At 69.5% G+C, this 12,662-nt stretch carries 10 protein-coding genes and 3 pseudogenes; 5 read left to right on the top strand and 8 right to left on the bottom strand.

The window, feature by feature from the left end; all coding sequences use genetic code 11:
- Positions 1 to 194 precede the first annotated feature (194 nt).
- Positions 195 to 1,467, bottom strand: a pseudogene (locus ACFVVO_RS37805) (ISAzo13 family transposase); the annotation flags it as partial.
- A gap of 251 nt (positions 1,468 to 1,718) precedes the next feature.
- On the opposite strand from ACFVVO_RS37805, the gene ACFVVO_RS37800 reads away from it, so the two are divergent.
- Both ACFVVO_RS37800 and ACFVVO_RS37795 read left to right on the top strand, forming a co-directional pair.
- On the top strand, positions 1,719 to 1,970 hold the full coding sequence (locus ACFVVO_RS37800) for a hypothetical protein (RefSeq protein WP_358939769.1): 252 nt from the start codon (positions 1,719 to 1,721) through the stop codon (positions 1,968 to 1,970).
- Positions 1,971 to 1,980: 10 nt separating this feature from the next.
- Positions 1,981 to 3,165: a flotillin family protein gene (locus tag ACFVVO_RS37795; protein WP_390061300.1), complete on the top strand. Its 1,185-nt coding sequence runs from the start codon at positions 1,981 to 1,983 to the stop codon at positions 3,163 to 3,165.
- Between the two features lies 1 nt (position 3,166).
- Here the strand turns inward: ACFVVO_RS37795 and ACFVVO_RS37790 are convergent.
- Positions 3,167 to 3,405 (bottom strand): annotated as a pseudogene (locus tag ACFVVO_RS37790) (hypothetical protein); the annotation flags it as partial.
- Positions 3,406 to 4,120: 715 nt separating this feature from the next.
- Here ACFVVO_RS37790 and ACFVVO_RS37785 point away from each other — a divergent pair.
- Entirely contained in the window at positions 4,121 to 4,816 is a 696-nt protein-coding gene (locus ACFVVO_RS37785; protein ID WP_390061298.1) for a type 1 glutamine amidotransferase domain-containing protein, read from the top strand.
- Between the two features lie 36 nt (positions 4,817 to 4,852).
- On the opposite strand, the pseudogene ACFVVO_RS37780 reads toward ACFVVO_RS37785, so the two are convergent.
- Positions 4,853 to 4,990 (bottom strand): annotated as a pseudogene (locus ACFVVO_RS37780) (pirin family protein); the annotation flags it as partial.
- Between the two features lie 730 nt (positions 4,991 to 5,720).
- Here ACFVVO_RS37780 and ACFVVO_RS37775 point away from each other — a divergent pair.
- Positions 5,721 to 6,236, top strand: a complete 516-nt coding sequence (locus tag ACFVVO_RS37775) for a GNAT family N-acetyltransferase (protein ID WP_390061296.1) — start codon at positions 5,721 to 5,723, stop codon at positions 6,234 to 6,236.
- A gap of 259 nt (positions 6,237 to 6,495) precedes the next feature.
- Here the strand turns inward: ACFVVO_RS37775 and ACFVVO_RS37770 are convergent, their stop codons facing one another.
- The 3 genes from ACFVVO_RS37770 to ACFVVO_RS37760 all read right to left on the bottom strand — a co-directional run bounded on the left by ACFVVO_RS37770 (position 6,496) and on the right by ACFVVO_RS37760 (position 10,901).
- The gene (locus ACFVVO_RS37770) at positions 6,496 to 7,740 is read right to left on the bottom strand and encodes a PucR family transcriptional regulator (protein ID WP_390061294.1); all 1,245 of its coding nucleotides are present in this window, start codon (positions 7,738 to 7,740) and stop codon (positions 6,496 to 6,498) included.
- 148 nt (positions 7,741 to 7,888) lie between these two features.
- On the bottom strand, positions 7,889 to 9,448 hold the full coding sequence (locus ACFVVO_RS37765; RefSeq protein ID WP_390061292.1) for a GMC family oxidoreductase: 1,560 nt from the start codon (positions 9,446 to 9,448) through the stop codon (positions 7,889 to 7,891).
- A gap of 34 nt (positions 9,449 to 9,482) precedes the next feature.
- Complete coding sequence (locus ACFVVO_RS37760; RefSeq protein ID WP_390061290.1) at positions 9,483 to 10,901, bottom strand: aldehyde dehydrogenase family protein; 1,419 nt, start codon at positions 10,899 to 10,901, stop codon at positions 9,483 to 9,485.
- Between the two features lie 620 nt (positions 10,902 to 11,521).
- Here ACFVVO_RS37760 and ACFVVO_RS37755 point away from each other — a divergent pair.
- Positions 11,522 to 12,166, top strand: coding sequence for a TetR/AcrR family transcriptional regulator (locus ACFVVO_RS37755; protein WP_390061289.1), 645 nt, complete (start codon positions 11,522 to 11,524; stop codon positions 12,164 to 12,166).
- A 52-nt stretch (positions 12,167 to 12,218) separates the two neighbouring features.
- Here the strand turns inward: ACFVVO_RS37755 and ACFVVO_RS37750 are convergent, their stop codons facing one another.
- Positions 12,219 to 12,467: a carboxylesterase family protein gene (locus tag ACFVVO_RS37750; RefSeq protein WP_390061287.1), complete on the bottom strand. Its 249-nt coding sequence runs from the start codon at positions 12,465 to 12,467 to the stop codon at positions 12,219 to 12,221.
- A gap of 102 nt (positions 12,468 to 12,569) precedes the next feature.
- On the bottom strand, positions 12,570 to 12,662 hold a 93-nt coding region (locus ACFVVO_RS37745), incomplete at its 5' end, for a transposase (RefSeq protein WP_390061323.1).

Genomic DNA, 12,662 nt, shown 5'->3' with positions numbered 1-12,662 from the left:
CGACCAGCAGTCGGACGAGTCGTTCTCGCTCCATACCCGTCCCCCCTCCGGGATCCTGCTGTACAGCAGCCGGATACAGCAACCACAGCAACCGGCCCCACCTCATAGCGCCCCCTTAGACCGTGTCCTGCATGGTCAGTTGGCAGTTGGGCTGGACATGGGGAGTGGGCGGTGGGGACGGATTGTTCCGGATGGCCTGTGGGAGATCGCGCGGCCGCAGCTGCCGCCGGCGCGGGTGCGACCGCAGGGCGGTGGAGAGGTTGGGGGTGAAGGGTGTAGTTCCAGTCGCCGTGGAAGCGGTGCCGGTGCATGGGCAGGGCGTCGATATCGCTGTCGGTGACCTTGATGCGTGTCGTAGGTGCTCGGGTCGAGTTCGGCGCGGACGGTCAATCCGGTGCGGGTGGTGGTCGCCGCGATGCTGTTCACGATGACGTCGTGGCTTGTCAGCGGGCGACCGCGCCAGTTCATGGAGATGTGGGAGAACAGCCGGTGCTCGATCTTGTTCCATTTCGAGGTGCCGGGCGGCATGTGGCAGACCGTGATGTCCAGGCCCGTCTCGGCGGCCAGGGCGGCGAGTTCGGTCTTCCAGGCTCGGGTGCGGTAGCCGTGGGACCCGCCTGCGTCCGCAGTGATCAGCAGGCAGGTGGCGGCCGGATAGTCGTGCCGGCCTCGGGCCTGCCACCAGCGGCGGATGGAGGCGACGGCGAACGCTGCGGTGTCGTGATCGATGCCGACGCTGACCCAGCCGGTGTTCGCGGCGATGTCATAGATCCCGTATGGGATCGCCTTGCCCGGTCCCTGCCTGTCCAGGAAATCGTGAGTCCTGACCAGTACCGGCTCACCGGCTGGCCGCCACTGGCAGCCAGCATTCTTGTAGTCGCCGACGAGCTCCTTCTTCTTCGTGTCCACACTGATCACCGGCTGCCCGGCATCGATGTGCTGTCTGGCCCGCTCGTAGATGTAACGGAACTGGGCGTCACGGTCCGGGTGCTGCTTGCCCTCGATGGTCTTGGAGCCGGCCTGCAGGCTGAAGCCCTCCTCACGCAGCAGGTCCCCGACCGTGTCCGCGCTCACCCTGTGCCCCTGACGGGTCAGCTCGGCCGCGAGGCTCCTGGTCGACTTCACCGTCCAGCGCAGCGGCGACATCGGATCACCCCGCTCGTCAGGTTCCACGAGCGCGAGCAGCGCGGACCGCAGACCCGGATCAAGGTCCACGGCCCTCTTCCGGCCACCACCGGCCTTGCGTACTTCGCCCAGAGGCCCGTCGCCGGCCTCCAGCTCGTCCACGCCCTTGCGGACCGTCGTCTCGCTGACTTGGGCCGCCCATGCGACCGCCCGGATACCACCATGCCCCAGGATCCTGGCCTCGGCCCCCATCAGCAGCAGCCGCTGCCGCTCATCCAGATGCGGGAATAACACCCCTAACTTCACAGCGAGTTGGCCACGGACCCCGTCGGAAACGCTCATATCACAACAACGAGCCACATCACGGGAAGCAACACCTTGATTCTCTGCGAGCCCTAAGCCGAGGGCGGCCTGCTCCTCGCCGGCGACGCCGAGACCCAGCTCACCCCGTTCATCCAGACCATGGACACCGCCCTGCTGACCAGCGCCTGGCGGGCACGGGAACGCTCCACGCCCCTCCCACCCGTTGGGGTCGCGGCCCCGCTGGGTCTATCGTCAGACTTCTGAGGTCAGGACGAGGAGGACGGCCGGTGATGCCGCAGGACGACGCCGTGATCGGCTGCACGGGCAAGGTGCTCATCGGGACGCGGGGATCCGCGGGCCCCGGCGAGGTCCTGGTGCGGGTCCGAGGCGGCTCCGAGACCTTTCTGGCCTGGTCCGAGGACCCCCTGCCCGCGGGCACGACGGTCCTCGTGATCGAATCACGCGGATGCCGGAAGGTCGGCGTCATTGAGTGGGTGGATCCATTGGACGCGCTCGGCGGAGAGGCCGCCGGCGCAAGCTGAGGAGTACAGCATGTTCGGATACCGCGTTCCCGCTCCCGACGAGGCGATGTTGATCTCGGGGGGCCGGCGGGGACTGGGGGGCGCGCCGTTCCGAGTGGTCACGGGGCACGGGAAGTTCGTGCTCCCGGTCTTTCGCAAGGTCCGCTTCCTCACCCTGTCGATGTGCGAGGCGGAGGTCACCGAGACCTGTGTCACCAAGCAGGGCATCTCCCTGCACGTCCGCGCGGTCATCGCCTTCAAGGTCGGCAACGACCACGAGAGCATCATCAACGCCGGTCAGCGGTTCCTCTCCGACCAGGACCAGATGTCGGTGCTCACCGGGCGGATCTTCGCCGGCCACCTGCGGGCCATCATCGGCTCGATGACGGTCGAGGAGATCGTCACCGAGCGGCAGAAGCTCGCCGCCGAGGTGCTGGACACCTCCAAGACGGAGATGGCGACGATCGGCCTGATCGTCGACTCCCTGCAAATCCAGTCGATCGACGACGGCGACACCGGTTACATAGACGCGATGTCGGCCCCGCACAAGGCGGCGATCCAGCGGCAGGCCCAGATCGCCCAGGCCCAGGCCACCCAGGCCGCGGTCGAGGCGGAGCAGGAGGCGACCCGAAAGCAGGCCGAGTACGCCCGGCAGACCGCGATCGTCAAGGCCGAGTACTCGGCCGAGGTGGACCGCGCCCAGGCGGAGGCCGCACAGGCGGGGCCGCTGGCCCAGGCCCACGCCCAGCAGGAGGTGCTGGCCGCCCAGACGGAGCTGGCCGAGCGCCAGGCGAAGCTGCGCCAGCAGCAGCTGGTCGCCGAGGTCGTCAGGCCGGCCGAGGCCGAGGCCGAGCGGGTGCGGATCCTCGCGGCCGCCGAGGCCCAGCGCATGAAGATCCAGGCGGAGGCGGCGGCCTCGTACGACCGGGTCGCGCTGGACCGGATGCTGATCGACCAGCTCCCGCAGATCGTGAAGGAGGCGGCAGGCGGCCTGTCCGGCGCCAACGTCAACATCCTGAACGGAGCGGACGGCCTCGGCGAGATCGCCGCTGGCCTGGTGTCCCAGGGTCTGACGATCCTCGACTCGGTGCGGCAGAACATGAGCGGGCAGGACCAGGACACCAAGGCGGACGGCAACACCGGCGCCAAGGGGCTGCTGCAGCTGCGCTCGGGCAAGGAGCGGACGTCGGACGACGGTCCGGTGAACGTCGACTAGCTCATCCGGTGGCGTGGACGACGGTGAAGTGCCGGTCGGTGGCCGGGGTCCCAAGCTCGTCCAGCACCGCCACCGCCAGGTCCTCGGCGCTGATGCGGGACTCCCCGTCGGCGCCGAGGAGCAGGGTGTCGGTGCCGCGCCGGTAGCGGCCGGTGCGCTCACCGGGTTCCAGCACGGCCGGGAGGCTCAGGTACACCCGTCGGCGCCGGGTTGGGCCCGGCAGGTCCGCAGCTGGGCGACGGTGAACTGCTCGACCTGTGCACGTCACGTTCATGGGATGCGGACTTCGGATGCTGCTCAGGTATCGCGGTGCGCAGCGGGGCTGCTTTGTCGGTGGGGGCGCTAGCGTGAGTGCATCAGGTGCGGTTCACAGGACGCGCCTGCTGCGGCCGGGGCATTCGCCGGACGCACCCGCCAGCGCCCTGCCGGCCCGCGTTGTCCTCACCCCCGTCGCTCTCGCAGCCCTCCAGGCCCGGGTCCTCGCCCAAACCGAAGAGCCCCACAACAAGATCAAGACGGCGTGGCGCCCGGGAGACTGCGGCGATGCCTGAATCCGCCCCGCACAGCCGGGAGACGCCGATCAGGTCTGGCCCTTGGCCCGCGACTTCGCGACGTTGTTCGCTCCAGAACGCGGAGCGTTCGCACACCCGCCCCGGAGGTCGCGGAATTCGCCGAGATCACCGCTGGTTCGACGGTCACACCTACCTCGCGCCGAGCCTGCCGCGCCGCGTGCTCCCGCGCATCTGGGACCGTCTGCGCCGCGTGTCGCCGTCGCTCCCCGCGCGGGGTGTCAGCCGGTCCGGTGCAGGCCGCGCACCGAACCCGGTGCGGCGGTGATGACAGGAGGGGTACCGAGTTGCCCCCCTGTGGTCCCGGACGTCCAATGAGGAAGACGCTCCCCCCTGTGCCTGCTCAGGCAGGTGTGCGAGTCGAACTCCATCGGAGGTCAGGTGCCATGGCGAATGTTCTCTTCATCGTGAGCGGTGCGACGTACTGGGTGCTCAAGGACGGCACCCGGTATGCGACGGGTTATTGGGCGGAGGAGTTCGCGCTGCCGTACAAGAAGATCACGGAGGCCGGACACGACGTCGTGGTCGCGACACCCGGCGGTGCGGTGCCGACCGTCGACATGATGAGTCTTCGCCCCTCGATGGCGGGTGGTGAGGGCGGGGCCCTGGAGCTGGAAGCCATCATCCGTTCCGCCGAGGTGATGCGGCGGCCCCTCAAGCTGTCGGACGTCCGCCTCGAGGACTACGACGCGGTGTACCTACCGGGCGGCCACGGCCCGATGTCCGACCTGGCGTTCGACGCCGACGCGGGCAGGTTGCTGACGGCCCAGTTGGCCTCGGGCAAGCCGCTCGCCATCGTGTGCCACGCCCCGTCCGCCATCCTGGCCACCAGGATCCACGGCGAGTCCCCGTTCAGGGGCTACCGGGTCACGTGCTTCACCGACGAGGAGGAGGAGGCCGTCGGGCTGGCCTCCCGGGCGCCGTGGCTGCTGGAGACCGAGCTGAAGGAGAAGGTCGGAGTCGACTTCACCCGCGGTCCGATGTGGGAGCCGTACATGGTGGAGGACCGCAACCTCATCACCGGTCAGAATCCGCACTCGGCCGCGATCCTCGCGGACCGGCTCCTCGAGATCCTCAAGTGACCGCGCGGTGACGCCGCGCGGCCTGCGCAGTCGTCGGCGCACCCTTCCCCGCGGCTTCAGCGGTACTCCCGGCAGTTCCGGTGCGGGCAGCGGAGCCCCGTCGTAGCCCTTCACCTCGCCGAAACGGGTCCCCTTCGTCCAGTCCTCACGGGCCTGCTCGATCTCCTCCTGGGTGACGGCTGCCGGTCAGTAAACCGTCAGCATCAGTCGCGAGCGAGTGCTTGGCCCGTGGCCCGTGGTTCGTTGATTCGTGGGATGGGGTCGTTCTTCAAAAAGTGCTGGTCACACGGTGCCGGCCCCGGTGTCGCGGCCGATGCGCGGTGGGTGGTTCACAAGCGCTGCACGTGGTCCGTCTCCGAGTCGAGCGCGGACGTGCACTCGCGGGCTGCATCCCGGATGAAGTCTTAACCGTGGGCGACCTTCTGCCCAAGTGGCTGGCGGGACCCACTTCGTCTCCGCGATGACGTGCCGTTCTCCCCGGCCGACGGCCGCGACCGGCCGCCGCTGGAGAGAGGCCGGATGCCAGGTAGTGGTGCTGGCCGCTTGCCGGCACCCGCGTTCTCTGCACCAGCGGGTTGAGTGGGCACAGCCACTTGGAAGTCAGTCACTTATGCGAAGTGGGGACGTTCATCGGCCTGTCCTGATGGCGAGGGTCGGGCGGCCCTCCGTGTAAATCCTTGAGCGATGACGCGAGCAATGCCCAGCATCGGCGTCGACGAGGACCACGACTCCTCAACGTTTCCGCTTCGCTGCGTAGTTGAACGTATGCGCAGAGCAGTCAACGTGGCGCGAAGTCCTCTTGAGACGGCCTGCAGGCGGCAAAAGACTACTGCGGTAGCAAGGCCGCGCCTGCATCCCGGGAGCCGCGGCACAGCAGTCACGATCGCAATGGAGGAGAACGCCGATGCCCGACGCCAGCCGTCGAGACGCCGCACACTCGATCACGCTGCCCGACGGCACCACCACGCGGACCCGTGAGGCGGGCCCCGTCGACCTGGTGCCGGTCCAGGAACTGCACCGCCGCTGCTCGCCGGGCAGCCGAGCCCTGCGGTACCACGCGGGCAAGTCCGGGCTGTCACCTGCCGAATGGCGTCAGTTGTCCAGCCCGGAGCGCGGCACCACGCTGGTGACCGCTCCGGCCGAGCGTACGGACCACATCATCGCCATGACCAACGTCATGCGCACACATCAGCAAGGGGTGGGGGAACTCGCGATCCTGGTCGAGGACGCGTGGCAGGCCAGGGGGCTCGGCACCGCGCTGGCCGAACATGCGGCGACCTTAGCCCGCCGCGAGGGACACCACACGCTGACCGCCGCGGTGGTGGCGAGCAACAAGCCGATGCTCCATGTCCTGGGGAAACTGGATGCGACGCCGCTCGACGCCTCCGGGCCCGTGCTCGACCTCCGCATCCTGCTGTAGGTCCGGCTTCGACGATCACGGGTGAGGGATCACGGTGGGGTAGCCGGACAGGTTCCTGGCCCCGAGCCCCTCGCGGACTTCGCCGTCTTCTCGCTCGAGGGAACGGGGCGGGGCGGAGTACGCGGGACTGCGGACCCGCATCCTGCCGGGGCGGCACCAACCCCGTCCAGCGGAACGGCCGGTGACAGGGACAGCACTCAGCCGCTGAACCGACCGTTGTCGCCACCCAGTTCCTGACGGAGAGGAGACGACACCTGTCTCAGGAACCGGCGGGGCCGGAGGGCGGGGGGCCCGTCAGGAGGCGGTGCGCCTCCAGAGCGAGGTGGATCTCGCTCGCACCCACCGGGTCGGTGGGTGAGCGCCCCGTGAGTTCCTGCACGCGCCGCAGACGATACGTCACAGTGTTGCGGTGGCAGTACATACGGGCAGCGGTCTCGGTGGCGGATCCGCCCGATGCGAACCACCGGCTCAGCGTCTCCAGCAGCAGCTCCCTTTCGTGCTGCGGGAGTTCGAGAACAGGGCGGAGCACCTGGCGCACCGCGTGCTGGGCCGAGTCGGGGGCGCTCACCACCATCAGGCGGACTGGTGAGTCACCGTAGGAGGCCACCTCGCGGGCGCCCGGCTCGACGCAGGCGCAGGCGAGCCGCGCCTGGCGGAAGGCACCGGGCACCTGCTCCAGACCGTGGAAGAGCGTGCTCACGCCCGCCCGCCCGATGCTCCGCCCGCGAAGGAGGTCCACGGCCTGCGCAAGGCTCCCGGGCGATCGGAGCGAGAGCAGTCCCACCTGCGCGTCGCCCTCCTGGCGCCAGACCGACCAGACGCCGAGGGCTCGCAGTGCGCCCTCCAAGTCGTGCAGGGCGTCCTCGTCTGCCGGACGGCCCACGGCGGCGGTCTCGGCGCTGACCACGGCGAAGACTCCCCGCTGCGGCAGCCGCAGCGCGTCGGCGCACTCCCACAGGTGGGTGCCCTCATCCAGCCTGCCGTCGAGTAGCGCGGCCAGCAGCAGGCTCTTGACCTGCCGGTCACGGTGGGCTCTTTCGGACATGGTCTCGCGGTAGGCCACGGCCACCGCGTCGGTGAAGGTGTCACTGACCGACCAGACCGCGGCGGCGACGTGCGGCATCTCCTTGGTGACGGTGTCCCCCGCCTCGTTCAGGATGCACTCCCACATGAACCGTCCGGCGACCCGGTAGGCGTGTGTCACCGCGGACAGCGGCACCCCGTGCTCGGCCTTGAAACGGCCGGTGTCGCGCGGCACGCGCAGGTCAAGAGCGTCCCGGCCCAGCTGGGTGATCATGGAGTGCAGGTTGTCCGCGCAGGAAGTGCGCAGCTGGTCGTGCGTCACGTGGCCGTGGTCGCCATAGGCGTCCTCCCCCTCCGTGATCCGGTCCGTGAGCAGGTCGGCGAAACGGTCGATCCCGGGCAGCAGCACGTCGACCAACCTGCGCAGGCCGTCGTCCACGCCGCTGTCGCGTACGCCGTTGTCATGAGGGGTGACAGTCATTCGGGCTCCTGCAGCGAGGTCGGCGGGACCGCCGCGCCGGCTGTCCCACCACGACGTGCCAGTGGCCCGGAGCCGGCCGGGCCACTGGCAGAGTAACCACACGACGTAGTTGTGGCGACAGTCCGCCCACGTCGACAATCCGCCCGCGTCAGACGTCGGCGGACACTGTGCCGCGGATGAGGTCCGCAGCCCGTTCCGCGATCATGATCGTCGGTGCGTTGGTGTTGCCCCTGACCACGGTCGGCATGACCGAGGCATCGACCACCCGTAGCCCCGCCACACCGTGCACGCGCAGCTCGTGGTCGACCACCAGGCCGATCGCGCAGGTGCTCGTCGGGTGGTACAGGGTCTGCAGCTCGCGCCGCGCGTAAGCCAGTAGGTCGGCGTCGCTGTCGGACGGCGGCGTCAGGAAGTCCGACCGGCGGTGGAGGCGCAGGGCGGGCTGTCCGACGATGTCCAGTACCAGCCGCAGCGCCCGGATCGCTGTGGCCCGGTCCTCCGCGGTGGACAGGTAGTTGTGCAGGATGCGCGGCTTGGCGCTGGGCAGCGTCGAGCGCAGCGTGACCTTTCCGCGGCTGGTGGGTGCGAGCAGCACCGCGCCGATGTGGAAGGCGTGGTCGGTGGCGGCTCCCAGCCCCTCCTGGTGGAACATGGCCGGTACGGCGTGGATCTGCACGTCCGGGGCGTCGAGACCGCCGGTGGTGCGGAAGAACCCGCCGCCCTCACCGACGTTCGAGGTGAGGGGCCCGCGGCCTTCGGCTTCCAGCAGCCGGAGGTTCTCGGAGGTCTCAGCGGTGAGCAGGGATTCGGTGTCGGTGAGATGGACGACGGCCAGATGCGGGTGGTCCTGGAGATTCTCGCCGACCGGCAGGTTCACCTTGGGGGTGATGCCGAGGGCCGCGAGCTCGTCGGCGACGCCGATGCCCGAGAGCATGAGCAGCTGGGGTGAGTTGTAGGCGCCCGCTGAGAGGACGACCTCCCGTTCGCACCGAAGTTCCTGCGTCGCCCCGTCCCGGTCCACCTCGACACCGACGGCCCGTTCCCCGTCGAGGAGGACGCGGGTGCACTGCACCCCGGTGAGCACGGACAGGTTGGGCCGTTCGACGGCGGGCCGCAGGTAGGCGTCGGCCGTGCTGCACCGCAGGCCGCCGCGCTGGGTGAGCTCGTAATACCCGACGCCGTCCTGCTCAGGGCCGTTGAAGTCGAGGTTGACCGGATGTCCCGCCTGCTGAGCCGCTGCCAGGAAGGCGTCGATGAGGGGGTTGCGGGAGCGCCCGGGGTTGACCGGGAGCGGGCCGCCGGCGCCGTGCCATTCGGAGGCGCCGGCGTGGTGGTCCTCCGACCGCAGGAAGTACGGCAGTACGTCGTTCCAGCCCCAGCCCTTGGCGCTGACGGCGGCCCATGAGTCGTAGTCGCGGCGGTGGCCGCGAATGTAGATCATGGCGTTCATCGAAGAGGAGCCGCCGAGCATGCGGCCGCGCGGCAGATAGCGCCGTCGGCCCTCGAGGCCGGGCTCGGGCTCGCTGAGGTAGTCCCAGTCGTACTTGGTCCGGAACAGCTTCGAGAACGCGGCCGGAACGTGGATCTCCTGGGCGTCGTCGGCCGGGCCGGCCTCCAGGAGCAGGACGCGTACGTCGGGGTCCTCGCTGAGCCGGGCGGCGAGCACACAGCCCGCGGATCCCGCACCCACGATGATGTAGTCGTACATGGTGTGCCCTCTCTCTCGGCGGCCGGCCACGCGGTCAGTACTGGATGGCCTTGGTCTCCAGGAACTCCTCGAAGCCCAGGCGCCCGGCCTCCCGGCCCACGCCAGACTGCTTGTAACCCCCGAACGGGGCAAGGGGGTTGAATGCGCCACCGTTCACGTCGACCATCCCGGCCCGGATCCGGCCGGCAACCGAGCGCGCCCGTTCGGGATCGCCCGACCATACGGCGCCGGCGAGGCCGTAGGGCGTGTCGTTGGCGATGGCCACGGCCTCCTCCTCGGTGTCGTAGGGCAGGATCGACAGGACGGGTCCGAAGATCTCCTCGCGGGCGATGGTCATGTCGTTGGTGACGTCGGTGAAGACGGTAGGAGCGACGAAGTAGCCGGGCCCGGCCTGCGGCGCGTCGGGACCGCCGGTGAGCAGGGTGGCGCCCTCGGCGATGCCGGCCGCGATGTAGTCGCGCACGCGCTTGAGTTGGATGTCGGAGACCAAGGGACCGATCCGCGTCTCCTCGTCCTGCGGGTCGCCGACGCGGTAGCCGCGCGCCGTCTCGGCGGCGATCCGGCCAGCCTCCTCGAGCTTGTCACGGGGGACGAGCATGCGGGTGAGAGCGATGCAGGTCTGGCCGGCGTTGAGGTAGCACTTGGCCACTCCGTCGGTGACCGCGGCCTTCAGGTCGGCGTCGTCCAGAATGATGTTGGGAGACTTGCCGCCGAGTTCCAGCGCCACCCTCTTGACGGTCTCCGCCGCCAGCGCCGCCACCCGCCGGCCTGCCCGGGTCGATCCGGTGAACGAGACCATCGCCACGTCGGCGTGGCTCACCAGTGCCTCACCCACCACCGGCCCGTATCCGGTCACCACGTTGAGCACTCCGGCGGGCAGCCCCACGGACTCGGCGATCTCCGCCAGGAGCATGGCGGACAGAGGAGCGACCTCGGAGGGCTTGAGCACGACGGTGCACCCCGCGGCCAGCGCCAGCGCCACCTTCAGCGAGACCTGGTGCAGCGGAAAGTTCCACGGCGTGATGCAGCCGACGACTCCGACGGGCTCACGGACGACATGCGAGTTGCCGACCTGCTCCGGCCTGAAGTCGAAACCGGCCGCCAGTTCGGCGGCCTGGCCGAAGGTGAACACGGGCAGCCCCGACTGCAGGACCCGACTCTCCTGGACAGGAGTACCGACCTCGCTCGCCACCAGGCGTGCGATGTCCTCCGCGCGCTCCTCCAACGCACGGTGGATACGGCGCAGATAGTCCGCACGAACCTCTTGGGAGGCCTGGGACCACTCCTCGAATGCCCGGGCGGCAGCACGCACCGCCTTGTCGACATCCTCGGGCGTACCGGCCGGGACCGAGCCGATCACACGTTCGTCCGCGGGGTTGACGATTTCGATCACTTCGGCGTTCGGCGCCTTCGTCCATGCCCCGTTGATGAAGTGCCCGCTGTATGTCTTCACGGCTGTGCTCCTTGCTCGGCCCGGTTTCCCGGCAGTGTGCGCGAGCCGTTACGGCGGGGTCGATGGAGCGGTGAAGCTGGATCGGCTCACCCGATTGTGCATCTGCACAAGGCCGTACTCGACTCCCAACCTTTGCTGGGAGTCGAGTACGGCCCTGCGGTCTCTCGAGGTGGGGTGTGAGTGTTCGGCATCCCATGGGAGTACCTGCCGCACGACTTCCCCCCGTACAAGACCCTGAGCCGTTTCCAGCCCGATCGCTTGGCTGATGCGACGGGCGGGCTCCCCGGCGTCGGGAAGCGGTGAAACTTTTCACAGGCGTGGACGGGCAGCTGGCTCAGGGCGGCCCGACGGCGCCGGTCGGTGTGCCCACGCCGCCGCACGGGGCCCACCACCCCACCGCACGATTGATGCACCGATGACCAACCCCTCCGCCGGATCCCATACCGGGGTCACCTCCGGCGAGCTGGGCGCCCGGCTGCGCGCCGCCTTCCACACTGGCCGTACCAAGCCGGTGGCCTGACGAAACCAACCATGCTGCAGCCGCCGGGCACGGCCGGATGCAATGCCGAGAAGCGGTGGGAGGCTGAGCGGACACCAGCTTGTCGCCTAGAGTCGGCTGTATGAGGGAGGCACCGGCCCAGGACCGAGGCGGGCGGTCCCGTGACGCGATTCTCGACACCGCCGGCGAACTGATGTCGCGGTACGGTTACGCCGCCACGTCCATTTCCATGATCTCCGCCGAGTGCGGCCTGCCGGCCAGCTCCATCTACTGGCACTTCGGCAGCAAGGACGGGATCTATGTCGCGGTGCTGGAGCGGGCCAGGACCGCCCTGCTGGCAGCCCTGGCCCCGCCCGAGGTGCCGGGCGCCGACGTCGCGCAGCGCCTGGACGCCTTCCTCGCGGAGGTCGAGGACGCCTTCCGGCGCCACCCGCACGGTCTGAAACTGCTGCTGGGGCTGAGCATGGTCCAGGCGGACGCCAGCGCGGCGGCCGTGGCCCAGGTGCACCACTACCGTGACGCGCTGGTGGCATGGGCTCAGGATGCGCTGAGCGCCGTCTTCGGGCTGAGTGACCGCCCGGAGGTGGCGGACGAACTGGCGCGCTTCACACTCAGAATGGCGAGCGGCACCGCCGTCACCCGCTGGTTCGAACCGGGCGCCGTCCTGGAGACCGGGCCGTTGCGCGTCGCCTTGCTGGCGCTCGCGGCTCACCACAACGTTCTGGTGCGCGGAACCTCGGGCGAGGGCGCCCTGTCGCATGACTGACACAAGCAGTATCCCAGGGTGAGGGTTTGTTGCGGCCGCAGGTGTGTCGCCGTCATCGCACGGCTGTCCGGGAAGTGGGGGAGGGGAGCCAGAACGTGCAGTGGTGGTCGGTCGCGAAGCCGGTGGTGGATGCGACCCGGTCCGGCGCCAGCACCTGGATGCGGTCCCCTTCGGTCGTGTAGCGAGGCCAGGCGGGGACACGGGAGTCGTTGGGGTCGCCGGTGGCCACGAACCGTGCCCAGTAGGCGGTCATCGTGGCGGAAAGCCGCCGCTGTGCGGGCGTCAGGTGCAGGGAGTCCATCCTGATCTTGCGTGGGTATCCCCGGCTTCAGCCGGGGAGGGGATCGCATCCTCGCGCCGGAGGCGCGCAGCGCCGGAGTTCGCTCCGCCTCCGGGGTGATGGTCAGACAGGCCGCTTCTGTCCCTCGATGTACTGGCGGACGGCGCTGAGCGGTGCACCGCCGCACGATGCCGCGAAGTAGGACCGGGACCAGAA

This window comes from Streptomyces sp. NPDC058145, assembly GCF_042884245.1.
In the GTDB taxonomy this organism is placed as follows: Bacteria; Actinomycetota; Actinomycetes; order Streptomycetales; family Streptomycetaceae; genus Streptomyces.
The sequence above is the reverse complement of the archived record's forward strand: the minus strand, read 5'-3'. Positions and strand labels throughout refer to the sequence as shown.